A 24,122-nucleotide genomic window follows, 5' to 3' on the forward strand; every position below is an offset into this window, starting at 1 on the left:
TTAGAAACATATTTTTAAAATCTAATGATTAGAGGAGAACAACATGCTTAAACTTATGAAACTAGAATGGAAAAAACATCGCTTATCTCGTTATTTTAAAGGAGTAGCAATTTGCATTGTAGCAATTTTCGTTGCTGTCGGTCTTATGGCATGGGGTTCTAGAGCTGAGAGTGAGCAAATGTTTCTAGATTATGCAGGATTTATGTCTTTAACAAATATTTTTATTAGAACAACATTTATGATTTTTTCAGCTGTCATTTTATCACGTTTAGTAATTGATGAATACAAAAGTAAAACGATGCAATTATTGTTTACCTATCCGTTACAACGAAAAAAACTCATGCAAGCGAAGTTAGCAATTGTTTTTGGGTTTTGTTTTTGCAGCATAATCATTGCTACTTTTATCATCAATATGTTAATTTTCTTCTTAAATCCAATAATAGGATTCTTTGAAACACCTGTTAGTGTAGGTGAAATCATTGCTACAGTTCCAGCTACTTTTATTAGCGCATTTATGATGGCTGGAGTAAGTCTCATTCCTTTATATTTTGGCATGAGAAAAAAATCAACTCCTACAACGATTACCTCGTCTATATTAATAGGATTATTGATTAACTCCACTGTTTCTAATGGGGGAGGACAGCTTAGTTTGTTTGACTTCATTATAGTACCGATTGTGCTCTGTCTATTAGGTCTTGCAATTGGCTACCTTTCTTATCATAAAGTGGATAAAATAGATGTGGCTTAAATAAAAATACAATCTTGAATGAGATGTGGGCTTAAAATGAACTGGGGAATAAAACATGAAGAAAACGATATTAGCTTCTATTTTAACAATTGTAGTTGCAGGAGTAGTTTTTAGTCTCAAGGAAGTAGGGACAAAGAGTTTTGAAAAAGAAAATTTTTTTTGCAGTAGATAGTGTAGAAGAAATAGAAATAAATAACGAAAATTGGGATGTTGCGTTCAAAAGTGCGGAATCAAGCAAAGTAACAATCGCAGTTGAGGGAAAACAGGAAGATAAGAAGAATGATCCTGTAACAATGAAAAAGGATGGAAAGAAAATTGTAGTGAATCAGAAAGAGCGAAAGGAAGGTTTTGCGGGAGGATTCAGTTTTGGAAAGAAAGGCACTATATATATCAAATAATAATTAGAAGAGGTGAATATATCATGCAGAAAAAACCAACTCGTTCCGTCAGTGACGTATTTGCTATGCTGTTTTTTTACTGTACGACGGGACTATTAAGCGTTATTGTTGTTCCAGTTTTGGCAACGATTGCGTACGGTTTCGGTTTTTGCACTGTACTTATATTTATTGCAGGTATTATTCGTTCCCTTGGAGCTACATGGGTACAAATGGATATCGGACCTGGTTTATCAATCCCTCAGGAGTGGAGCATGGTTTTGGCTCTGGGCATAGGTGGAATCGTGGGAAGTATCGCCTATTTTAGTTGGAAGTATCTCCGTATTTATTTGAATTTTCTATCTAGAAGTTATCGTAAAGTATTACCAGTGAATAAACAATAAAATCGAGCAGGAGGATTTATTTAATAAAACATATGAACTAGGGAGGGAAATAACATGCTGCAACTAATAAAGCTAGAAATAAAGAAAAGTAAGCTCGGCTGGTATATAAAAGGTGCGATTATCGCAAATATAGTGATGGTTGCGATGTTGTTTTTTGTAAGCTATGTGTCACAAATTGAAGGGGATGTAGAATTAGGAAACCCTCAAGGTATTCTTTTAATGGCGAGTGCAATGGTAAGAGGGACGTTTATTGTCTTTGCAGGAGTATTAATTGCGAAATTAGTAATTGAAGAATATAAAAATAAAACAATATTGCTCATGTTTTCGTATCCGATTAATCGAAAAAAAATCATTGCAAGTAAGTTATTAATTACCGCAATACTAACATTCATAACAATCTTATTATCTAACATTTTTATAGTAGGTGTCTTCTTTACAGTAAATAGCTATATTTTAGTTATTCCGAATACAATAACGATAGATGAGTTGATTCAAGAAGGTATAAAAGTGGTTCCTTTTGCCGTTGCAGCTGCAGGAGCAGGTATAATCCCATTATATTTTGGTATGCGTAAATATTCTGTTCCAACAACGATTGTTTCTTCCTTAATTGTTGTGATGATTGCATGTCAAAGCCAGCCAGAGTTTTCATTAGCAACTTTTCTGCCACTTCAATTAGCGCTTGCGGCTATTGGCATTATGATTGCTTATTATGGAATCAGAAATATTGAGAAAGAGGATATGCTATAACGTTTCACATGAAACAAGTTACATAAAAAAGACAAGGTGCTGAATCACCTTGTCTTTTTTATGTCATTACATTTTCGGAGCATCCATCCCCGCGGCAGTCCATTCTTCCTTAGTGGGCCCATAAATACCTGGAACCTTTAATCCAGCTTGGCGCATTAAAACAGTCATTTGACCGCGGTGATGGTTTTGATGGTTAATGAGAGTCATTAAAAATATAGAATTCGGCATTGGGCGTCCAAAAAAATCGTTGATTGTTGTTAAATCTTTATCGGTCCACTGCGTTTGAATTGCTTCAACAAAAGCTGTGTTTACTTTACGGTAATTTTCTGCAATCGTCTTTGTGGAAGTTGGAACAGGATAATCTTTTGTTTCCCCCTCAAACTGTAAACCTGTCCCTGACAACATTACTGGAATCGCGGTGACGATATGCCAAGCAACTCTACCTAAAGTCCAATGACCAGGTGCAATCTCTTGAGTCAACGATTCATCTGTTAATGCATCCAATACCTTTTGCGTAGAATCAGCCTCGTATTTCCACGTTTTTAGAAAGCCTTCAATTGTTTGATACATGCTATCCCTCCTATGGTTACATTCATATGGTAAATTCGTGAAAGGAGGAGGTTTTTCCTTTCATGAATTAGTTATATTGTTAACATAAGATGAAAGCATCCAAAACGGGGGAATTTAAAGTATTGAGTGTAAAAGAACCAGCATATTTTAAAACGTGGATTACGAAAATATTAATTAATAAGTGTAACGATATGGTACGGAAAAATAAAGTTTTATATGTGGGAGATTACGGAGAAGTGGGTAGTGGGCACGCAGTAAAAGAAAATATGGAACAAAAGCTAGAATTTGAAAATATGCTTAGTCATTTAAGTTTAGAGTATCGACTCGTGATTGTACTCTACTATGTGAATAAATTCAAAACAAAGGAAATTGCGGAGATTTTAAATGAAAAAGGAGGAACTATAAAATCAAGACAAAAGATATAAGCCGAAAGAGAAAAAAGTTGTATGTAATAACTATTAGAATGTACATCTTGGCTCCTCCTATACAATTAGAATAGATGCAAAAGATCTTGTAGGAGGGCTAGTACATATATGAGGTTATAAATGAATAGTTGCGTAAGAGTCAGAATATTATGATTGTAACACGATTATGGCTATAATATAATGAAAATAATCATCATGAATGGACATTCATTTTATTTGTGTAAGAACAGGAAGGAGGAATGGGAATGGAGAAACCTTGGTTACAAAATTATCCAAAGGAAATTCCGCATACAATTTCTAATGATATGCAGCCGCTCCATGTATATTTACAGCAGATGTCTTCTCGGTACCCAGAAAAGAAAGCGCTTCATTTTTTAGGGAAAGATATTACATTTGCAGTGTTAGATCGTAAGGTGAGACAATTTGCAAATTACCTTAAAAGGCTTGGTGTGAAAAAAGGTGACCGAGTTGCGATTATGTTACCAAATTGTCCGCAAGCTGTGATTGGATATTATGGTACGTTACTTGTAGGTGGTATAGTGGTACAAACAAATCCCCTTTATACAGAGAGGGAGTTAGAATATCAGCTCCATGATTCCAGGGCGAAAGTTATTCTTTGTGTTGACCTAGTTTTTCCGAAAGTCACCAATGTTCAATCTGCTACAAAGGTGGAGCACGTTATTGTAACCCGCATTGCTGACTTTTTGCCATTTCCAAAAAATTTACTCTATCCAGTTGTACAAAAGAAGCAAAGCAACCTGGTTGTAACAGTAACGGAAAGTGATACGATTCATGTTTGGAGATCGGTAGAAAAAGAAAGTGATGAAATGGTAGAAGTGCCGTGTGATCCTGAAAATGATTTAGCACTCTTACAATATACTGGAGGTACGACAGGTTTTCCGAAAGGAGTTATGTTAACACACAAAAACCTTGTATCGAATACACTAATGGGTGTGCATTGGCTATATAACTGTACAGAGGGAGAGGAAGTCATTCTCGGTGTTCTTCCATTTTTTCATGTGTATGGAATGACTGCTGTAATGAATTTGGCTATTATGCAAGGATATAAAATGGTATTGATTCCGAAGTTTGATATGAAAATGGTGTTTGAAGCGATTAAAAAACATAAAGTTACACTATTTCCAGGAGCTCCAACAATTTATATTGCCCTTTTAAATAGTCCTCTACTTCGGGAATATGATATTTCTTCGATTCGGGCTTGTATTAGTGGCTCTGCCCCACTTCCAGTAGAGGTACAAGAGAAATTTGAAAAGATTACAGGCGGTAAGCTGGTAGAAGGATATGGACTCACAGAATCATCTCCAGTTACACACGGCAATTTTTTATGGGAAAAACGTGTGCCGGGAAGTATTGGTGTTCCGTGGCCAGATACAGATGCACGCATTATGTCACTTGAAACAGGAGAATATTTGCCACCCGGTGAGATTGGTGAAATTGTAGTGAAGGGCCCGCAAGTGATGAAAGGATACTGGAATAAGCCTGAGGAAACAGCAGCGGTATTACAGGACGGGTGGTTACACACAGGTGATATTGGGTATATGGATGAAGAGGGTTTTTTCTATGTGAAAGATCGCAAGAAAGACATGATTGTTGCCAGCGGATTCAATGTTTATCCGCGCGAAGTGGAAGAAGTATTATATGAGCATGAAAAAGTGCAGGAAGTGGTTACGATTGGTGTTCCAGATCCGTATCGCGGGGAGACTGTGAAAGCTTTTGTTGTGCTAAAAGAAGGAGAAGTTTGTTCTGAAGAAGAGTTAGATCAATTTGCTCGTAAATATTTGGCTGCTTATAAAGTCCCAAAAGTATATGAGTTTCGGAGCGAGTTACCAAAAACAACAGTAGGGAAGATTTTACGCCGTGTCCTTATAGATGAAGAACAGAAGAAGAAAGAGGATGAGAAGACGGGCTAAAGGCCCTTTCTTTTTGAAAATATAGGATATAGGATTGACATTTTTTTAAATAGTCAGTATTATATGAAATATGAATGACCACTCATTCAGTCATCTTCTTGAAGGGGACAGTAAAGTGAAAAAAAATCGACCAAAATATAACCAAATTATTGATGCTGCGGTTATTGTAATTGCAGAAAATGGATACCATCAAGCGCAAGTTTCTAAAATTGCAAAGCAAGCTGGTGTTGCTGATGGAACTATTTATTTATATTTTAAAAATAAAGAAGATATATTAATATCCTTATTCCAAGAGAAGATGGGAGAATTTATAGAAAAAATTCGCCAAAAAACAGCAGGAATTGAAAGCGCTGTAGCGAAGTTATTTATGTTGGTAGAAACGCACTTCTTGCTGTTGTCACAAAATGATCCTCTTGCTATTGTCACGCAACTAGAGCTTCGTCAATCCAACCAAGAGTTACGCCTCAAAATAAATGAAGTATTAAAAGGATACTTACAAGTTATCGATGAGATTTTGGAAACGGGTATAAGACAAGGAGAATTCCAAGCGGATTTAAATGTTCGCGTAGCAAGACAAATGATCTTCGGAACAGTAGATGAAGTTGTGACCAATTGGGTAATGAGCGATCATAAATATGATTTGGTCGCACTTTCAAAAACGGTACATGGGCTGCTTATTTCAGCTTGTGGTTATCGTCAATAATGGGAGGGATCATGTTGAAATTCCTATCTGTAACAGTAGAAGACCATATTGCGGTGGCAACGTTAAATCATCCGCCAGCTAATGCGATGTCTTCACAAGTTATGCATGACGTTACTGAGCTAATTGATCAAGTCGAAAAGGATGAAAATATCCGCGTTGTTGTTCTTCATGGTGAAGGCCGCTTCTTTTCAGCAGGAGCAGATATTAAAGAGTTTACTTCTGTTGAGGAAGCGAAACAGGCAACAGAGTTGGCACAGCTTGGACAAGTTACGTTTGAGCGTGTCGAAAAGTGCTCAAAACCAATCATTGCGGCAATTCATGGAGCGGCACTTGGCGGTGGCCTTGAATTCGCTATGTCTTGCCACATGCGCTTTGCAACTGAAAGTGCAAAGCTTGGTTTACCAGAGCTAACGCTTGGACTTATTCCTGGCTTTGCAGGTACACAGCGTTTGCCACGCTATGTTGGTAAAGCGAAGGCTTGTGAAATGATGCTAACAAGTACACCAATTACAGGTGCACAGGCATTAGAATGGGGACTTGTTAACGGCGTGTTCCCAGAAGAAACACTTTTAGAAGAGACTCTCAAAATCGCAAAACAAATTGCTGGCAAAAGCCCAGCGACAACTCGTGCTGTGTTAGAGCTATTACAAACAACAAAATCATCTCATTATTATGAAGGTGTACAGCGTGAGGCACAAATATTTGGTGAAGTGTTTACGGGTGAAGATGGAAGAGAAGGTGTAGCGGCATTTTTAGAAAAACGCAAACCTTCATTTAGTGGTAGGTAGTTCAAATTATTTTTTTAATATAAATTACCAGAATATTAAAATTGATAGAATCTTTCTGAAAAACAAGGGGGTAAATGGAATGAACATCTACGTACTCATGAAACGAACATTTGATACAGAAGAAAAAATCGTAATTAAAAACGGTGCAATTTATGATGGCGAAGCGGAATTCATCATCAACCCTTACGATGAATATGCGATTGAAGAAGCAATTCAAGTAAGAGATGCACAAGGCGGTGAAATTACGGTTGTAACAGTTGGCGGAGAAGATAGTGAAAAAGAACTTCGCACTGCGCTAGCGATGGGCTGTGATAAAGCGGTATTAATCAATATTGAAGATGATGTTGAGAATGGTGACCAATTTACAACAGCGAAAGTGCTTGCTGAATATTTAAAAGATAAAGAAGTAGATTTAATTTTAGGTGGAAACGTAGCGATTGATGGTGCGTCTGGACAAGTTGGACCACGCGTAGCAGAAGCGCTAAATATTCCATATGTAACAACAATTACGAAGCTTGAAATTAATGGCACAAGCGTGAAAATTGAGCGCGATGTCGAAGGTGATACTGAAGTGATTGAAACATCACTACCACTTTTAGCAACAGCACAACAAGGTTTAAATGAACCGCGTTATCCATCGCTTCCAGGTATTATGAAAGCGAAGAAAAAACCGCTTGAAGAACTAGAATTAGATGATTTAGATTTAGAGGAAGATGATGTGGAAGCAAAAACAAAAACAATCGAAATCTATTTACCTCCTAAGAAAGATGCAGGAAAAGTGTTACAAGGCGAGCTGCAAGATCAAGTAAAAGAACTTGTATCGTTGCTCCATACAGAAGCGAAAGTAATCTAATAAAATACGAAATTATATATGCAGGAGGGAAAATCTATGGCTCGTAAAGTATTAGTAATGGGTGAAGTTCGTGACGGATCACTACGTAACGTTTCTTTTGAAGCAGTAGCAGCAGCGAAAACAATCGCAGAAGGCGGTGAAGTGGTTGGCCTTCTAGTTGGAGAGAGCGTTGCATCTTTTGCAAATGAATTGATTCATTACGGTGCAGATCGCGTTGTGACAGTTGAAAATGATAAATTAAAATCATATACATCCGATGGTTATGCACAAGCATTTTTAGCTGTGTATGGTGAAGAGAAGCCAGAAGGTATTGTCTTTGGACATACAGCACTCGGTAAAGATTTATCACCAAAGTTAGCTGCTAAGCTTGAAGCTGGCCTTGTTTCTGATGTAACTGCATTAGAAGTTACAGGTGGAAATGTTGTCTTCACACGTCCAATTTATTCTGGTAAAGCGTTTGAGAAGAAGGTTGTAACAGATGGTATTCTATTTGCGACAGTTCGTCCAAATAACATTACGCCACTTGAAAAAGATGAAGCGCGTACAGGTGATGTATCTTCTATTACAGTTGATGTAAAAGATTTACGTACAATTATTCAAGATGTTGTGCGTAAAACAGCAGAAGGTGTAGATCTTTCAGAAGCGAAAGTTATTATTGCTGGTGGACGCGGAGTGAAAAGTGAAGACGGTTTTAAACCGTTAAAAGAATTAGCAGATGTATTAGGTGGTGCTGTTGGTGCATCACGTGGTGCTTGTGACGCAGAGTATTGCGATTACTCATTACAAATTGGACAAACAGGTAAAGTTGTTACGCCAGACTTATATATTGCATGCGGTATTTCTGGCGCAATTCAGCATTTAGCTGGTATGTCTAACTCAAAAGTAATCGTTGCAATTAATAAAGATCCAGAAGCAAGTATTTTCAAAGTAGCTGATTATGGTATTGTTGGCGACTTATTTGAAGTGGTTCCTTTATTAACAGAAGAGTTTAAAAAGTTAAAAGTACATTCTTAATTTGAGTGACCCTTGAGTTCCAAGTGAAATACCCCTATATATAGAAAAACGAGAGGTCCCCTGCCTCTCGTTTTTTAGCATATACCATAGATTTTTTGTATAGTATAAAGGTACATTTTTTTGTTACAATACATAACGATACATAATATTCGCCACGTATATAACTTAATGATATACTTTTGGTAGAATATACTTGAAGGAGGAAACAAAATGGCAATTGTAAACGCAACTGACCAAAACTTCGCAGCTGAAACAAGCGAAGGTATTGTATTATTAGATTTCTGGGCACCATGGTGTGGGCCTTGTAAAATGATCGCTCCTGTATTAGAGGAAATCGATGCAGAATTAGGCGAAAAAGTAAAAGTAGTAAAAGTAGACGTTGATGAAAACCAAGAAACTGCTCGCAGTTTTGAAGTAATGAGCATTCCATCTCTTTTCGTATTAAAAGATGGTAAAGTGGTTGACCAAGCGTTAGGATACAAACCAAAAGAAGCGTTAGTAGAATTAGTTTCTAAACACTTCTAAAACAAAAAAGCTGCCATGAGGTAGCTTTTTTGTTTTAAGTCTCTGTTAGATGATAATAATACAATTAGTAAGGGATGAAGAACCCCACCAATTAAAGTTTCACTTTACCCCTCATTAATGGGTATTAAGACTTCACTTCAAAATTCAGTGAAAGCAAAGAAGTTAGGTGGGGATCAGCTGCCCGTAAAAGTCTGATTGGTGAGGGCTGATAATCAGCGAGGGATAAAGCCCACCACTGATTAAAATTTCACGTTATGGTTTGTGTAATAAGGAGAATAAATTTAATTATTCAAAGCATCTTTGGCGCATTTCTTTTAAAAAGGTTTCAGTGATTTTAAATCCAGAACCCTCTCCTATAATAGAGTCAATACCACAATAGGGGCAAACTGCTGTATCATCATCCCACCATTCATTAATTTTACTTGGGATGAAAATTTCTAAATAATAAAAACAACCACACATAGTGTCTTTTTTAAGTAAATTCTATTATGAGAACAGAAACGGTGTGCTTCTTCAAAATATTTCTCCATTGTATCCTCCTTTTTACGCATTTCTTTGATGTTTTATTTGAAAGCTTCTTTTGGATATTTCATGCACGAATTGTTTATATAATACATCATGATCAAAGGTTAAAAAACAAAATCAAAAATTCTATTTTGTTAGTTTAACATGAAAATTAATAGTACAATTCTATGTGAAAAGAAGAAAATATGTATAATGTTTTCATTTTTTTGTTCTTTCCGTTACAATAAAAGAACGTATGTTGGGTGTTTTGGAATAATAATGATAAATATGTAGAAACGGGGGTTTGCGAGTGCACGAGCATTTAAAAGAAAAATTATCAATTTTACCAGATCAACCAGGCTGTTACTTAATGAAAGATAAGCAAGGAACGGTTATATATGTCGGGAAGGCAAAGGTGTTAAAAAATCGTGTGCGCTCGTATTTTACTGGTTCACATGATGGGAAGACACTCCGTCTTGTCGGAGAAATTGTTGATTTTGAATATATTGTTACCTCCTCGAATCTAGAGGCACTTATTTTAGAATTAAATTTAATCAAAAAATATGATCCAAAATATAATATCCAATTAAAAGATGATAAAACATATCCATTTATTAAAATTACAGCTGAAAAACAGCCACGTTTGCTCATTACGAGAAATGTAAAAAAGGATAAAGGGAAGTATTTTGGTCCGTATCCAAATGCGCAATCAGCTCATGAAACAAAAAAACTATTAGATCGCATGTATCCGCTTCGGAAATGTACAAATATACCAGATAAAGTTTGTTTATATTATCATATGGGACAATGCTTAGCACCTTGTGTACAAGAGGTAACGGATGAACAGAATCAAGAAATTGTAGATGGAATTGTTAAGTTTTTGAATGGTGGACATAAAGAAGTTCGTTCAGAATTAGAAGCGAAAATGTATGAAGCATCGGAAAAATTAGAGTTTGAACGTGCAAAAGAATTACGTGATCAAATTTCTCATATAGATGCGATTATGGAAAAGCAGAAGATGATTATGAGCGACTTAGTTGACCGCGATGTGTTTGGTTATGCGGTGGATAAAGGCTGGATGTGCGTGCAAGTTTTCTTTGTCCGAAAAGGTAAGTTAATCGAGCGCGATGTTTCTATGTTCCCAATTTATGATGAGCCGGAAGAAGGGTTTTTAACATTTATCGGTCAATTTTATGAACAAAACAATCATTTTAAACCAAAGGAAATTGTAGTGCCAGGCAGTATTGATCCTGAATTAGTAGAGCGTTTTTTAGAAGTGGATGTAACGCAGCCAAAACGAGGAAAGAAAAAAGACCTCGTTGAATTAGCAAACAAGAATGCGAAGATCGCTTTAGGGGAGAAGTTTTATTTAATTGAACGTGATGAAGAGCGAACAATTAAGGCTGTTGAAAATTTAGGTAAGCAGCTTGACATTGAAACACCATATCGTATTGAAGCATTTGATAACTCAAATATTCAAGGGACGAATCCAGTTTCAGCAATGATTGTCTTTATTGATGGAAAACCAGCGAAAAAAGAGTATCGAAAATATAAGATAAAGACAGTTCAAGGGCCAGATGATTATGAATCGATGCGAGAGGTTGTACGCCGGCGGTATACGCGTGCTTTAAAAGAGAATTTGCCACTACCTGATTTAATTGTGATTGATGGCGGGAAAGGACATCTTGCAGCTGCTAGTGATGTGCTTGAAAATGAACTTGGCTTATATATTCCGATGGCTGGACTTGTTAAGGATGATAAACACCGTACATCGCATTTAATGATTGGTGATCCTCCTGATCCTGTTATGCTTGAAAGAAATAGCCAAGAATTTTATTTATTGCAGCGTATTCAAGACGAGGTACACCGATTTGCAATTACATTTCACCGTCAGCTTCACGGGAAATCAGTGATTCAATCTGCTTTAGATGGGATTCCTGGAGTTGGTGAAAAGCGAAAAAAAGTATTGTTAAAACATTTTGGCTCCCTAAAAAAGATGAAAGAAGCTTCTGTGACGGAATTTGTCGAAGCGGGAATGCCGCAAAATGTTGCAGAAACCATTTATTCCTATTTAACAGATAAGAAGACGTTGTAGTTTACAATGTCTTCTATTTTTTGATATAATTTCAGAAGATTAAAAATTATTAAAAATGAATGAATATGCAATATAAATCCATTTTGATTTTTCGACATATAAGCTGTAGCTATGAAAACAAAAACAGTTCTTCACACATTTCCTCCTTTTGTTTACACACGGTAGGGGGAGAAAAAAGGCACTGACCGCTTCTATGCATGGCCGGATACTCTCTCCCACCTAAAAAGAAATGGTTTATGTCGTTTTTTTAATTTGGATTTATATAGAAAAGTCAACTAAACCTATATGTCTAGTTGACTGTTAATGTAGATTCTACACTTCGATAGGATCTTTTACGTCCCATTTCACAAGAAATGTGATAGAATCCGAACGTTTTTTTTGCTCTTCATATGACTCTGCAACAACATTTCGTTGCTTTTGAATTTGTTCTGCAACAAATCCAGTTTCTAATTGGTAAGAAGAATGTCTATTTTGCTTTTGACGCTCTGTAATGAGCGGGCCTGTTAGCTGAAAATGCATTTCACGGCGTTTATGCTCGATGATGTTCAAGCGACCCCAGCCAGCTTTTTCAAAAAAATAAATGACTTCTTCAATCGTCTCTAGCGGATATTTTCGTGCTAGGTTTCTGCCGGCCCAGTATAAGATGTCATCTAATTCTTTACCAATTAGGTCAGGTAGTACTTCTTCCCGCAGCAGTTCATAAGCGAAAGCGTTCAATGAAACATCTTCTAAAGATGCTATATCAATTGTATTTTTGCTCAAAATATTCCCCTCTTTCTATAGGGATTATTATATAACATTTCCCATTTATAAAAACAGCACTTTCTTTAGGAAAATCTAAATATATAGAAAGAAAAAAGGAAGTGGCAAATTATATGCAAATTATGTACAAATTATGTATACGTTTTCTTGACGCTTCGACAAAAATAGGAGTAAAATGAATTTGGTATCAAATTATGCTGAAATATTTCGAATAATTTTTTCAGTTTTTCTTATAGCAATAGTGAAAAAACATTATTGTTATAAACTAATACTGAAAGCAGCAGTTAAACACTCAAGGGGGGTAATGGGGACATGAAAGGCCGCGAGTATACGTTTCGCAAGTGGCACTCATTAATGGGGGTCATTCCGGTTGGTGTCTTTTTGACGCAACATTTAGTAGTAAACAATTTTGCAACAAGAGGGGCAGAGGCTTTTAACAAAGCTGCTCATTTTATGGAGCTCCTTCCATTCCGGTATGCGCTAGAAATTTTCGTCATCTTTTTACCGATACTGTACCATGCTATATATGGATTATATATTGCATTTACAGCTAAGAACAATGCGACATCTTATAGTTATTTCCGTAACTGGATGTTCGTCTTCCAACGAATCTCAGGTGTCGTTACGCTTATTTTCTTATCTTGGCACGTTTGGGAAACACGTATTCAGGCAGCAATGGGTAAGCAGGTAAATTATGACATGATGGCAGATATTTTAAGCAACCCAGTTATGTTTGGTTTCTACTTAGTTGGGGTTGTATCAACAATTTTCCACTTTGCGAATGGATTATGGACATTCTGCATTAGCTGGGGAATTACAGTATCGCCACGTTCACAACGTATCTCTACTTATGTAACATTAGCTATTTTCTTAGGTTTATCTTATGTAGGTGTGAGTGCATTATTAGCGTTCATCGATCCACAGCTAGCAAATCAGTAAGGAGTGGGAGAGCATGAAAGGGAAACTTATAGTAGTCGGTGGTGGCTTAGCCGGCTTAATGGCAACGATTAAGGCAGCAGAAGCAGGAGTAAACGTGGAACTGTTCTCTTTAGTACCAGTAAAACGTTCGCATTCTGTATGTGCACAGGGTGGCATGAACGGTGCTGTAAATACGAAAGGTGAAGGGGATTCTCCATGGATTCACTTTGACGATACAATCTATGGTGGTGACTTCTTAGCGAACCAGCCGCCAGTTAAAGCAATGTGTGAAGCAGCGCCTGGTATTATTCATTTAATGGACCGTATGGGTGTTATGTTTAACCGTACAGAAGAAGGACTTCTTGATTTCCGTCGTTTCGGGGGAACACAACATCACCGTACAGCATTCGCTGGTGCAACAACTGGCCAACAATTATTGTACGCATTAGATGAGCAAGTACGCCGTCATGAAGTAGCAGGACTTGTAACGAAATATGAAGGTTGGGATTTCTTACGTGCTGTTGTGGATGACGAAGGCGTATGTCGCGGAATCGTCGCACAAGACTTACAATCTATGGAGATTAAGAGTTTCCAAGCTGATGCCGTAATTATGGCAACAGGGGGCCCTGGTATCATCTTCGGAAAATCAACAAACTCTATTATTAATACAGGTACAGCAGCATCTGCTGTATATCAACAAGGTGCATATTATGCGAATGGTGAGTTCATTCAAATTCACCCAACAGCAATTCCTGGGGACGATAAGTTACGTCTAATGAGTGAATCTGCACGTGGTGAAGGTGGACGCGTATGGACGTATAAAGACGGTAAGCCATGGTACTTCTTAGAAGAGAAATATCCTGCATATGGAAACCTTGTGCCTCGTGATATCGCAACGCGTGAAATTTTTGACGTGTGTGTCGAGCAAAAACTAGGTATTAACGGTGAAAACATGGTATATCTAGATCTTTCTCATAAAGATCCGAAAGAACTAGATATTAAACTTGGTGGAATTATTGAAATCTATGAAAAGTTCACAGGTGATGATCCTCGTAAACTACCGATGAAAATCTTCCCTGCTGTTCATTATTCAATGGGCGGACTATGGGTTGATTATAAGCAAATGACAAGTATTCCAGGGTTATTTGCAGCAGGTGAGTGTGATTACTCTATGCACGGTGGTAACCGATTAGGTGCTAACTCGTTACTTTCAGCGATTTATGGCGGTATGGTAGCGGGACCAAATGCGATTGAATATATGAAAGGTCTTTCAAAATCATCTGATGCTGTTTCATCTACTTTATACGAGCAAAATGAATTAATCGAAACAGAGAAATTTAACAATATTTTAACGTTAGATGGTAATGAAAATGCATATGTTCTTCATAAAGAGCTTGGAGAATGGATGACGGATAACGTTACAGTAGTTCGTGAAAATAAAAAGTTATTAGAAACAGATGCGAAAATTCAAGAGTTAATGGAACGTTATAAACGCATTAACATTAACGATACAGCAAAATGGAGTAACCAAGGTGCTTCGTTTACACGCCAACTGGCAAATATGTTTGAATTAGCTCGTGTTATTACAATTGGTGCGTATAACCGTAATGAAAGCCGCGGTGCGCATTATAAACCAGAATTCCCAAATCGTGATGATGCGAACTTCTTAAAAACTACAATGGCGAAGTTTGAAGGAGAAGGAAATGCACCGGCATTCCATTACGAAGACGTTGATGTTTCATTAATCAAACCACGTAAACGTGATTATTCTTCAAAACATGATGTAGCTGCTAAGGGTGAAGAGAAGGGGGATAAACAACATGTCTGAGAAAACAATCCGCCTCATCATTACGAGACAAGATGGACCAGATGCACAATCGTTTGATCAGGAATTTGAAATTCCATATCGCCCAAATATGAATATTATTTCGGCTCTTATGGAAATTCGTCGTAATCCTGTTGATGCAAAAGGAAATCATACGACTCCGGTTGCATGGGATATGAACTGTTTAGAAGAAGTATGTGGTGCTTGTTCTATGGTAATTAACGGTAAACCACGTCAATCATGTACAGCTCTTATCGATAAATTAGAACAACCAGTTCGTATAAAACCGATGAAGACATTCCCAGTAGTACGTGATTTACAAGTTGATCGTAGTCGTATGTTTGATGCTTTGAAACGTGTTAAGGCTTGGGTTCCAATCGATGGTACGTATGATTTAGGACCAGGACCAAGAATGCCAGAGAAAAAGCGTCAATGGGCATATGAACTTTCAAAATGTATGACATGTGGTGTTTGCTTAGAATCATGTCCGAACGTAAACAGTAAATCTGACTTTATCGGACCAGCGCCGCTTTCACAAGCACGTTTATTTAACTCACATCCAACTGGTGAAATGCATAAAGCAGAGCGCTTACGTGCAATTATGGGTGATGGTGGCCTTGCGAACTGTGGTAACTCGCAAAACTGCGTACAATCATGTCCAAAAGGTATCCCGTTAACAACTTCAATTGCAGCATTAAACCGTGATACAACAATTCAGTCGTTTAAAGATTTCTTTGGTAGCGACAATAACTATTAATTTATATTGCCTCTTCGAATCGAAGAGGCAATATTTATATAAATACAAATGGAAAAACCGAGATGAAATTCTTCTTTTTGGGAGAGAGGATCCGATCATGCATAGAAACGGTAGCCCTATTCTGAGTGAAAACAAAGGGAGAAAATGAGTGTAGGTCACCTGTTGTTTTCCATAGCCGCGACTGATAGGTTGGAAAATCAAAATGGATATATGGTTTTTTATCGTTTTAATTTTTTGTTTATTCCGAAAGTTGTTGTGTGACTTATGAGAATGAGAGAAAAAGGAGAGAAAAACATGAAGAAGATTTCCTATATTGAAAACCTTGCTAGCTGGGAAAAAGATTTTTCATTTTACATTCCTGTGAAAGTTCGTTTTTGTGAAACAGATATGTTTGGACACATGAATAATGGTGTTGCTTTTACATATTTTGAAGAAGCACGTATTGAATTTTTTAAAGAGCTTGGTTTTATGCAAGAATGGACACATGAAGCGTCAGAAACAATGATTGTTGTTGCTGACTTACAATGTGATTTTTTAAAACAAATTTTCTTCGATGAACATTTAAAGGTATATGTAAAAGCTGAAACAATTGGGAATTCTTCTTTGGATTTACACTATATGGTGAAAAATGAAGCGGGAGAAGTTTGTTTAGTAGGGCGCGGGGCAATGGTGCAAGCCTCAAAGAAAACGGGAAAAGGGGCACCTTGGCCCCAAGAATGGAAGCAAAAGCTACTGCAATAATGAATGCAAAAAAATAAGAGAGCGCTATGCTCTCTTATTTTTTTGCATCCATTGCTTCTTCTAATGTTAAGTGATGTTTATGTAAGTATGTAGCATATGGATTACCAACATAGCGAATATGCCATGGTTCGTATGCGTATTCCGTCGTATCTGTTTTATCCTCTAAATAACGAATAATGAATCCAAATTCATGGGCATGTGCTGCAACCCATTTACCTTCCTCTGTTTCACCGAAAATAGGCTCTAATTGATAATTTGCTGATTTAGAACTAATATCCATTGTAAGGCCTGTTTGATGTTCACTTGTTCCAGGGATTGCGCTTACCGAATCTGCTTCAGCTTGTCCTTGTCGTTTTATGTACATATTATGTAATGATTGTTGTCGTTTATAAGAACGGTATCCTGATACAGCAGTAAGCTCTAGTCCTTGTTCTTTTGCTGCATGGAACATTTTTTCGAGAGCTGCACCAGCATCTTTACGAAGTAATGTTTTCTCTTTATCTTTTGGATATGCAAATGGAACGTCTGGTCTTATAAGATCGTCTGGTGTATAGCCATCTGGTAATTTACGATGTTTATTTACTAATACAAGAGGTGAATCTGGATTTGTAACAAGAGAGAAATTCTCATCTATTTTTTTAGCAGTATGAGTTGCTTTTGGGAATGTTGGAATCTCTTCTTTTGGATGTTCAATATGTTTTTGTGTTTCGACAGCTTTCGCTTCATTTTGTAATGGTGATTTTGAGCTGAAATAAGCGAAGGATGTAATACCGATTACAATCGTAGTGGCAGAAATAACAATTACCTTTTTCATAACGCTGTGTAATCTCAGTCCTTTCTTATAATTTTTCTAGTATGTTAATTATAAGTCTAGTTTCTATAAAAAGAAATATAAGAGTCGTAACGTAATAGAATTGCAAAGAAAATGTCAAAAAATGTTTGATTTTGTTGATTTATATATGTAACATTCAGATATGTGTATGATTAGATTAGGATAAAATAGTAAAAGGATGGCCTATGCCATCCTTTTACTATTTTACTTCGAATGATTTTAAGTTATCACGACGAATTTTATCTTTTTCTGCATCAGATTTTTTGAAATTGTAATCATATAGAGCGCCTTCCCAATCACCATACATTGGGTTAGGGAAAATGATGAATTTCTCGCCAAATTGTGCTTTTGTTTCTTCAACTGTTTGATTGCGATCTTTTACAGATTTCCCATCAAATCCAGTGAAGTCAGATAAGTTATCACCGAAGAATAGGACGATATCGTGTGATTGTGAAACAAGTTCACGACGTTTTTCTTTCCCTTTTTCTTTCGGGTCTTGTAGTAAAATATGTTCTTTCGTTGCTTGTGGAGCGCCAACGCGTTCAAGGTTTTTAATCGTTGCATCTAATTGATTTGTTTTACGGTTTGAAATGTAGTAGATATCGACACCTTTAGATTCAGTATATTTTAAGAAGTCAATTGCACCAGGAAGAGCTGCCGCTTCTGCTTTATTAATCCACTCATCCCATTTATAAGGATAGCCCTTTCCTTCTTTCACAGTCATCGCTTGGTGGGGGCTGTTATCTAAAACGGTTTCATCTAAATCTAGTACAATTGCTGGTTTTTTACTTGTCCCTTTTGCAAGAGCAGCATCGAGTTTTAATTGTCCGATGTTATAGCCTTGATAATACAAAGCTTTTGTTTCACCAGCTGTTTGATACCATAGATCAGCCATTAGCTGTTGATCTGTTAATTTTACTTTTTCTTCTTTTGCTACAGTTTTTTCAGCTGTTCCTGAACATGCTACAAGTGATGTAGAAAGAACTGCTACAGATAATAATGTGGTAATGCCTCTTTTCATTTTCATATGTATCCTCCTTGATGTAACTAAATTCTTTAATATTATATATTAAAATATAATATTTTTTATACCTTTTTTATGAACTTTTGTATATTGTCTTTTGTATATATAGTAGTGTGCCCTATATTAGAAAGATGAACAAAATGATAATGAGTTATTTGACTTACTTTATTGTCAAAATGACAATTATAATTGACAAACTCCGTTCTGTTATTTACAATTTTAACTAAATGAAACAAATGATGGATTAGAGATGATGGTACATATAAGAGAATGAAATATAATACTATATTTTATTTCAAACAATCATAGTCTTTAAGAGAGTACGAATGATATTAAAGGGGAGGCTTTATACTTTGAGTTTACAAATTCAAAACTTAACAAAAACATTTGGAGAATCAAAGGCAGTTAACGGTTTGCAAATCTCGTTACCAAAAGGTGAAGTGTTAGGTTTACTTGGCCGAAATGGTGCAGGGAAAACAACGACAATTAAAATGCTTCTTGGGTTATTAACGCCTAATGAAGGTTCTATTACGTGGGATGGAAAAACATTTGGTAATAGTGGGGTAACAATTGGATATTTGCCAGAGGAAAGAGGATTATATACAAAAAGTAAGGTAATAGATCAACTGCGATATTTTGGTAGATTAGAAGGAATGACGAAGAAAGAAGTCGATCTTGCAATCGATCACTGGTTAGAACGATTAGCAATCCCAGAATATAAATTTAAAACGGCAGGAGAGCTTTCAAAAGGGAATCAACAAAAAATCCAATTAATTGCGGCCCTTCTTCATAATCCAGAACTACTTATTTTAGATGAACCATTTAGCGGACTTGATCCAGTTAATGCTGGAATGCTAGCTAGTATTATTGAAGAACAAGTACAGAGCGGAAAGACGATTATTTTATCAAGTCATCGTATGGAACAAGTAGAGGCTTTTTGCCAACATGTATGTATTTTGAAAAAAGGTGAAGCAGTCGTAGAAGGACAGCTAAGTGATATTAAGAAAGAATACGGTTTTCGTAATTTAACTATTGAAGATACAGCAGAGAATGAAAAGGGATTAGAAGCTATACATGTTCCGTATGAAAAACAACAAGGCCTTCTTTATGTAAAAGTACAAGACGATGCAGAAGCTCTAAAGATTTTGCAACAATTGCAAGAGCAAGGTGTAAGCTTAAGGCAATTTAAAATGCTAGAGCCGACGCTAAACGAAATATTTGTAGAAAGGGCGAAATAACAATGCGTAAATTTTCTCATGTATTTTCATTTTATTTCAGGGAAGCATTTTTTTCTAAAAAATCATTGATTACGAGTGCGATTTTATTTTTAGTTGTGTTTGGAATCTTTGCATTTAACCATTTCACTTCTGATGGAGATAAAAGTAAGGAGAAAGATAAGATTGCAGTTGTAGTAGAAAGTTCTACATATAAAATACAAAAAGAAGAGTTAAATAAGTTATTGCCATCAGCAAAAATAACGGTTGGTTCAAAGGGTGATTTTGATAAATTCCATAAACAAGTAGAAGAAGGAGATTTAGATGGTTTATTCCATGTGAAAGAAAAGAATGGAGTTCCAGAGGTTACGTATATGTTTAATGGGTTCCCTAGTGAAACAACTTCTACAATTATGGCTAGTTATTTAAAGGAGCAATATACGGCAGTAACGGTTGCTAAACATAATGTTTCACCGGAAATTGCACAACAATTGCAAACAGAAATTTCCGTGAAACAAGAAGCGATAAAAGATCGTTCTGCCTCTTTCGGAATTGCATATTTCTTTACATTCGCTTTGTATATGTTCATTGTTGCGTTCGGAAGCACAATTGCGATGAATATTGCTTCTGAAAAAGCTTCTCGCGTTATGGAAGTCATGATTCCGAAAGTAAAACCTCTTACTATGATGTATGCAAAAATTTTGGCAGTTGTTTCAACGGCGTTATTACAACTTGTTATATTGGCATGTGGTTACCTTGTTCCTTGTGTACTAGGCTGGGTAGATTTAGAAAGTGGTTCATTATTTGGATTGCCAATTGATTTTACAAAGCTAGATGCACAAGTTATCAGTATGTTCCTAATTTATTTTGTTACAGGATATTTCCTTTATGCGATGATGTATGCAGCTGCTGGTGCGGTTGTTTCTAAGACTGAGGATTTACAAGGTGTAATGTTCCCGGTGTCGATTTTAATAATGGCAGCATTATTCATTAGTATGAAATCATTAAGTGATCCGAATAGTACTATTGTTGTTGTAAGTTCGTATGTTCCGTTCTTTACACCGATGGTCACATTCTCGCGCATTGTAGCTGGTGAGGCGGGGATGTTAGAAATTACGATAACACTTGCGATTCTTTTGGCGACGATTGGTATATTAAGTGCTGTTACGAGTCGTATTTATGTAAATGGTGTAATGAATTACTCAGACAAAGTGAAATTTAAAGATTTAGCGAAATTTATTAAACGTCAATAATAGGAAAAAGCATGATTTTCTTGTGAAATCATGCTTTTTCTTTATGTATAAATTAAAAATAGTATATAATAATAAGAGTTGTCTTTTAATAGAATGAATAAAAAGGAGGGTGTGCAGATGGGAATTAGTAGCCGTTTTACAGTAGGTGTTCATATGTTAACGTTACTTGCGATAGATCGAAACTCTCGCTGTACCTCTGAATGGATTGCTGGCAGTGTGAATACAAACCCAGTTGTGATTCGCCGCATTACAGGAATGTTAAAAAGAGCAGGTCTAGTGGATGTACAAGCAGGGAAAGGTGGTACATCACTTGCTCGTGATTTAGATGAGATTACATTACTTGATGTATATAAAGCAGTGGAAGTAGTAGAAGAAGGACATCTATTTTCTTTCCATGAGAATCCAAATATTGAATGTCCAGTAGGTGCGAATATTCAATCGGTATTAGAAATTATATTAATGCAAGCGCAAGAAGCGATGGAAAGCGTACTTGCGAATGTAACAGTTCAGCAACTTGTTACAAATTTACAATCAAAAATTAAAAAGTAAAAAAAGCGAGCCTCGTATAAGTGGGCTCGCTTCTTTTACTTTCAGAAAGATCGAAGATTCTATTTTTCAGTATTTAATACAAATTTCCCTACAATGGCAGCAACGATACCACCAAGAATTGGTGCAACAATAAATACCCACAATTGAGATACAGCTTCTCCGCCAGCAAATAAAGCTGGTGCTAGGCTACGTGCAGGGTTAACAGAAGTGCCTGTTAATGGAATACCTAATAAGTGAACTAATACCAGTGTAAAGCCAATTACTAATCCAGCTAATTGTGCGTTTCCCTTTTTACCTGTTACTACAATAATTACTAAAATAAAGACGAATGTTAAAACAAATTCAACTAAGAAAGATCCTGACAAACCAAGATTTCCAAAAGCATTTTGTCCTAAGTTATCTAAAGACATATTAGAAGATTTTAAAATTGTCACTAATGTTGCAGTTCCTAATAAACCACCTAAAACTTGAGCTAATAAATAGTAGCTAAGTTCCATAGCATTCATTCGTTTGTTTACAAACATGGCAATTGATACTGCCGGGTTTACATGACATCCAGAAATTGTTCCAATGCTATATGCCATAGCAACAATTGATAATCCGAAAGCCATTGCAATTCCTAAAGTTCCAATTCCTTCAATTCCGCCGCCTAAAACAGCTGTTCCAGTTCCAAATAATACAAGTACAAAAGTACCAATAAATTCAGCGATTCCTTTTTTTAACATAATTTTCCTCCTCATGTACACATGAATCGTAGTATAGCATAAAATTAGGTGCTTTTAAGTATAAATGGAAAATGAAATATTATTCTGATAAAAAAATAGGGAAGGATTATACAATTTTGATCAAATAAAAAACATGATTCTCAAAGAATAATCATGTTTTTATTTATGCAGTGTTTTCATTTGTTATGCTGTTTTCTTTCGTTTAGTAACTGGAATAGATCGATTCAAAATGCTATTTGTGATCATTCCAGCTATAATGACAATCATCCCAATAAGTGAGAGTCCGATAGGGAATGAACCATTTAAGAAAAGCATTTCACCAAGAACAGTAAATACCATAGTTCCGGCTTGCGTTGCTTCTACAGCACCTAATAAGGAAAGGTTATCTTTCGCTAAATCTGTTGCAAAGAAAAATGTCATTGTGGCGATAACACCAGAACATAATGCTAATAAAAATCCTTGAAGCATTTGACCGGATGTTGGAATACCTGTTGCCCCAAAACCATATATTGCAAGAATAATTGCTATAGGCAGGCTGCCGATTGCCATTCCTAATACACGCTGGAAAGTATCAAGGCGTCCTCCTACAACTTCCATCATTTTTCGATTGCCGAATGGATATAAGAAAGCTGCAAGAACAACAGGAAGAAAACCAGATATAAATTGAGTGGCTGTAATATGCCCAGCTTCTGTTGCTTGCATACAAATGACACCAATTAAAATGAAAAGTGATACGTATAAACTGCGAAGTGGGATTTTTCCGCGTACGCGTTTTGTACCTGTTTTTGTTTCAATCGTAATAAAAAATAATGGCGATAGTAGCAAGCCAGCGAGTATTGTAACTTGCCAAGTTCCTGCAACAAGCCAAGCGGGAGAAAAGACAGCAGCAAAGCTTAATAAAGAATAAAAGCCGATCCCTGCTAAAGATCCCCATCCTAGCCATGCAAAGGGATGTTTTCGCATTTCTGACCATAAGGGCCAAAGGTTTTTGCGAAATAAAACGATAAGGAATAAAATAGGGAGAGCGAATAAAAAGCGAAAAGAAGCAGTCCAAGCCCAGCTTGTTCCAGATACATTCATTGCTCTGTTAATAATGAATGTTGCAGAGAAAAAGGCGGATGATAAAATACCTAATAATATTGCGCGCATGATACGTAAGCACTCCTTTCGAGATTCGAAACATTTATGTATAGTATAATATACTTAAAGTTGATTAAAGTAAACTATTTTATACTTAGAGGTGATTTTGTTACTATGAAAGAAAAAGAGGATATGCAAACAAAAGAAGTCATTCAGCAAGTTGGTCAGTTATTAAGACAAATTCGTAATGAACAAAAACTGAGTTTAGAAGAATTGGCGCAAAAAACAGGGGTTAGTAAATTAACATTAGGAAAAATCGAAAGAGGTGAAACGAATCCAACATTAGCCGTCATTTGGAAAATTACGAAGGGGCTGTCAATTCCATTGTCGAGGTTAATGGTAGTTGGAGAACCAGTAGCGATTGCTCGCTGTGGAGAAGGATTTTCGGTAGACGTAGGACAGGCATGGCGGTTAGAGACAATGTTCCGGTATACGAAAGAAACGGGCATGGAGATGCATCGTGCTTGTTTAAGACCGCAAAGTATGTATGAGCCAGAGTCTCACCATGAAGGGGCGATTGAACTTGTTACAGTTATGAAAGGACAAGTTGCTATTCAAGTTGAAAATGATGTATATGAATTAAATGAATTTGATTCGATTCAGTTTGAAGCGAATAAGAAGCATAGTTATAAAAATGCTGGAGATGAAATAGCTGTTTTGCATTTAACGATGAAGTATTCTTCTTAGCTATAAAAAGGAGC

General features: G+C 36.4%; 26 protein-coding genes and 1 pseudogene. 20 read left to right on the forward strand and 7 right to left on the reverse strand.

Translation table 11 applies throughout. The annotated features are described in order from the left end of the window. Positions 1 to 43 precede the first annotated feature (43 nt). The 4 genes from MHH71_RS20950 to MHH71_RS20965 all read left to right on the forward strand — a co-directional run bounded on the left by MHH71_RS20950 (position 44) and on the right by MHH71_RS20965 (position 2,273). On the forward strand, positions 44 to 748 hold the full coding sequence (locus tag MHH71_RS20950; RefSeq protein ID WP_033797318.1) for an ABC transporter permease: 705 nt from the start codon (positions 44 to 46) through the stop codon (positions 746 to 748). A gap of 140 nt (positions 749 to 888) precedes the next feature. Next, the gene (locus MHH71_RS20955; protein WP_006096215.1) at positions 889 to 1,146 is read left to right on the forward strand and encodes a DUF4097 family beta strand repeat-containing protein; all 258 of its coding nucleotides are present in this window, start codon (positions 889 to 891) and stop codon (positions 1,144 to 1,146) included. 23 nt (positions 1,147 to 1,169) lie between these two features. Continuing rightward, positions 1,170 to 1,526 (forward strand): hypothetical protein, encoded by a 357-nt coding sequence (locus MHH71_RS20960; protein ID WP_078211640.1) that lies wholly within the window; start codon positions 1,170 to 1,172, stop codon positions 1,524 to 1,526. 54 nt (positions 1,527 to 1,580) lie between these two features. Further along, positions 1,581 to 2,273 carry an ABC transporter permease gene (locus MHH71_RS20965; protein ID WP_003200921.1) on the forward strand — a complete coding sequence of 231 codons (693 nt, stop codon included), beginning with the start codon at positions 1,581 to 1,583 and terminating at the stop codon, positions 2,271 to 2,273. Positions 2,274 to 2,339: 66 nt separating this feature from the next. Here MHH71_RS20965 and MHH71_RS20970 read toward each other — a convergent pair whose 3' ends face one another. Continuing rightward, a complete protein-coding gene (locus MHH71_RS20970) occupies positions 2,340 to 2,843 on the reverse strand; it encodes a DinB family protein (RefSeq protein WP_006096217.1) in 504 nt (167 codons plus the stop codon). 122 nt (positions 2,844 to 2,965) lie between these two features. Between MHH71_RS20970 and MHH71_RS20975 the strand changes: the two genes are divergently transcribed. The 7 genes from MHH71_RS20975 to trxA all read left to right on the forward strand — a co-directional run bounded on the left by MHH71_RS20975 (position 2,966) and on the right by trxA (position 9,082). After that, a complete protein-coding gene (locus tag MHH71_RS20975; protein WP_240516940.1) occupies positions 2,966 to 3,268 on the forward strand; it encodes an RNA polymerase sigma factor in 303 nt (100 codons plus the stop codon). 245 nt (positions 3,269 to 3,513) lie between these two features. After that, positions 3,514 to 5,199: a long-chain-fatty-acid--CoA ligase gene (locus tag MHH71_RS20980; protein WP_033799152.1), complete on the forward strand. Its 1,686-nt coding sequence runs from the start codon at positions 3,514 to 3,516 to the stop codon at positions 5,197 to 5,199. Between the two features lie 115 nt (positions 5,200 to 5,314). Next, entirely contained in the window at positions 5,315 to 5,902 is a 588-nt protein-coding gene (locus tag MHH71_RS20985; protein ID WP_018764425.1) for a TetR/AcrR family transcriptional regulator, read from the forward strand. A gap of 11 nt (positions 5,903 to 5,913) precedes the next feature. Then, positions 5,914 to 6,690: an enoyl-CoA hydratase gene (locus MHH71_RS20990; protein WP_026008452.1), complete on the forward strand. Its 777-nt coding sequence runs from the start codon at positions 5,914 to 5,916 to the stop codon at positions 6,688 to 6,690. 79 nt (positions 6,691 to 6,769) lie between these two features. Then, positions 6,770 to 7,543 (forward strand): electron transfer flavoprotein subunit beta, encoded by a 774-nt coding sequence (etfB, locus tag MHH71_RS20995; protein ID WP_018764423.1) that lies wholly within the window; start codon positions 6,770 to 6,772, stop codon positions 7,541 to 7,543. Positions 7,544 to 7,579: 36 nt separating this feature from the next. Then, a complete protein-coding gene (etfA, locus tag MHH71_RS21000; RefSeq protein ID WP_018764422.1) occupies positions 7,580 to 8,557 on the forward strand; it encodes an electron transfer flavoprotein subunit alpha in 978 nt (325 codons plus the stop codon). Positions 8,558 to 8,767: 210 nt separating this feature from the next. Next, on the forward strand, positions 8,768 to 9,082 hold the full coding sequence (trxA, locus tag MHH71_RS21005; protein ID WP_003200692.1) for a thioredoxin: 315 nt from the start codon (positions 8,768 to 8,770) through the stop codon (positions 9,080 to 9,082). 285 nt (positions 9,083 to 9,367) lie between these two features. On the opposite strand, the pseudogene MHH71_RS21010 reads toward trxA, so the two are convergent. Then, positions 9,368 to 9,612 (reverse strand): annotated as a pseudogene (locus MHH71_RS21010) (cytoplasmic protein). A gap of 284 nt (positions 9,613 to 9,896) precedes the next feature. Here MHH71_RS21010 and uvrC point away from each other — a divergent pair. Then, the gene (uvrC, locus tag MHH71_RS21015; protein WP_006096223.1) at positions 9,897 to 11,681 is read left to right on the forward strand and encodes an excinuclease ABC subunit C; all 1,785 of its coding nucleotides are present in this window, start codon (positions 9,897 to 9,899) and stop codon (positions 11,679 to 11,681) included. A 312-nt stretch (positions 11,682 to 11,993) separates the two neighbouring features. Here the strand turns inward: uvrC and MHH71_RS21020 are convergent, their stop codons facing one another. After that, positions 11,994 to 12,443: a YslB family protein gene (locus MHH71_RS21020; RefSeq protein ID WP_006096224.1), complete on the reverse strand. Its 450-nt coding sequence runs from the start codon at positions 12,441 to 12,443 to the stop codon at positions 11,994 to 11,996. A gap of 312 nt (positions 12,444 to 12,755) precedes the next feature. Here MHH71_RS21020 and MHH71_RS21025 point away from each other — a divergent pair, with 312 nt between their 5' ends. From MHH71_RS21025 to MHH71_RS21040, 4 genes are all read left to right on the forward strand, one after another. Next, positions 12,756 to 13,382 carry a succinate dehydrogenase cytochrome b558 subunit gene (locus MHH71_RS21025; RefSeq protein WP_003200710.1) on the forward strand — a complete coding sequence of 209 codons (627 nt, stop codon included), beginning with the start codon at positions 12,756 to 12,758 and terminating at the stop codon, positions 13,380 to 13,382. Positions 13,383 to 13,395: 13 nt separating this feature from the next. Continuing rightward, positions 13,396 to 15,189, forward strand: coding sequence for a succinate dehydrogenase flavoprotein subunit (gene sdhA / locus MHH71_RS21030; protein ID WP_003200712.1), 1,794 nt, complete (start codon positions 13,396 to 13,398; stop codon positions 15,187 to 15,189). After that, positions 15,182 to 15,943: a succinate dehydrogenase iron-sulfur subunit gene (gene sdhB, locus MHH71_RS21035; RefSeq protein WP_016116528.1), complete on the forward strand. Its 762-nt coding sequence runs from the start codon at positions 15,182 to 15,184 to the stop codon at positions 15,941 to 15,943. Before sdhA ends, sdhB begins: the two co-directional genes overlap by 8 nt. Before the next feature lie 294 nt (positions 15,944 to 16,237). Beyond that, positions 16,238 to 16,684, forward strand: a complete 447-nt coding sequence (locus tag MHH71_RS21040) for an acyl-CoA thioesterase (RefSeq protein WP_018781661.1) — start codon at positions 16,238 to 16,240, stop codon at positions 16,682 to 16,684. A 34-nt stretch (positions 16,685 to 16,718) separates the two neighbouring features. On the opposite strand, the gene MHH71_RS21045 is transcribed toward MHH71_RS21040, so the two are convergent. Further along, positions 16,719 to 17,498, reverse strand: a complete 780-nt coding sequence (locus MHH71_RS21045; RefSeq protein WP_018781662.1) for a M15 family metallopeptidase — start codon at positions 17,496 to 17,498, stop codon at positions 16,719 to 16,721. 217 nt (positions 17,499 to 17,715) lie between these two features. Then, positions 17,716 to 18,543 (reverse strand): 5'-nucleotidase, lipoprotein e(P4) family, encoded by an 828-nt coding sequence (locus MHH71_RS21050; RefSeq protein WP_006096094.1) that lies wholly within the window; start codon positions 18,541 to 18,543, stop codon positions 17,716 to 17,718. 350 nt (positions 18,544 to 18,893) lie between these two features. On the opposite strand from MHH71_RS21050, the gene MHH71_RS21055 reads away from it, so the two are divergent. From MHH71_RS21055 to MHH71_RS21065, 3 genes are all read left to right on the forward strand, one after another. Beyond that, the gene (locus tag MHH71_RS21055; protein ID WP_006096093.1) at positions 18,894 to 19,778 is read left to right on the forward strand and encodes an ABC transporter ATP-binding protein; all 885 of its coding nucleotides are present in this window, start codon (positions 18,894 to 18,896) and stop codon (positions 19,776 to 19,778) included. 2 nt (positions 19,779 to 19,780) lie between these two features. After that, entirely contained in the window at positions 19,781 to 21,007 is a 1,227-nt protein-coding gene (locus tag MHH71_RS21060) for an ABC transporter permease (protein WP_003200723.1), read from the forward strand. Between the two features lie 117 nt (positions 21,008 to 21,124). Beyond that, entirely contained in the window at positions 21,125 to 21,556 is a 432-nt protein-coding gene (locus MHH71_RS21065; protein WP_016116523.1) for an Rrf2 family transcriptional regulator, read from the forward strand. A 59-nt stretch (positions 21,557 to 21,615) separates the two neighbouring features. Here MHH71_RS21065 and MHH71_RS21070 read toward each other — a convergent pair whose 3' ends face one another. Together MHH71_RS21070 and MHH71_RS21075 are read right to left on the reverse strand one after the other, a co-directional pair. Continuing rightward, positions 21,616 to 22,281, reverse strand: coding sequence for an aquaporin (locus MHH71_RS21070; protein ID WP_006096092.1), 666 nt, complete (start codon positions 22,279 to 22,281; stop codon positions 21,616 to 21,618). A gap of 183 nt (positions 22,282 to 22,464) precedes the next feature. Beyond that, entirely contained in the window at positions 22,465 to 23,430 is a 966-nt protein-coding gene (locus tag MHH71_RS21075; RefSeq protein ID WP_006096091.1) for a DMT family transporter, read from the reverse strand. Positions 23,431 to 23,535: 105 nt separating this feature from the next. Here MHH71_RS21075 and MHH71_RS21080 point away from each other — a divergent pair, with 105 nt between their 5' ends. Further along, on the forward strand, positions 23,536 to 24,108 hold the full coding sequence (locus MHH71_RS21080; protein ID WP_006096090.1) for a helix-turn-helix domain-containing protein: 573 nt from the start codon (positions 23,536 to 23,538) through the stop codon (positions 24,106 to 24,108). The last annotated feature ends 14 nt before the right edge of the window (positions 24,109 to 24,122 follow it).

The organism is Bacillus sp. FSL H8-0534 (assembly GCF_038005885.1).
Lineage (GTDB): Bacteria > Bacillota > Bacilli > Bacillales > Bacillaceae_G > Bacillus_A > Bacillus_A pseudomycoides.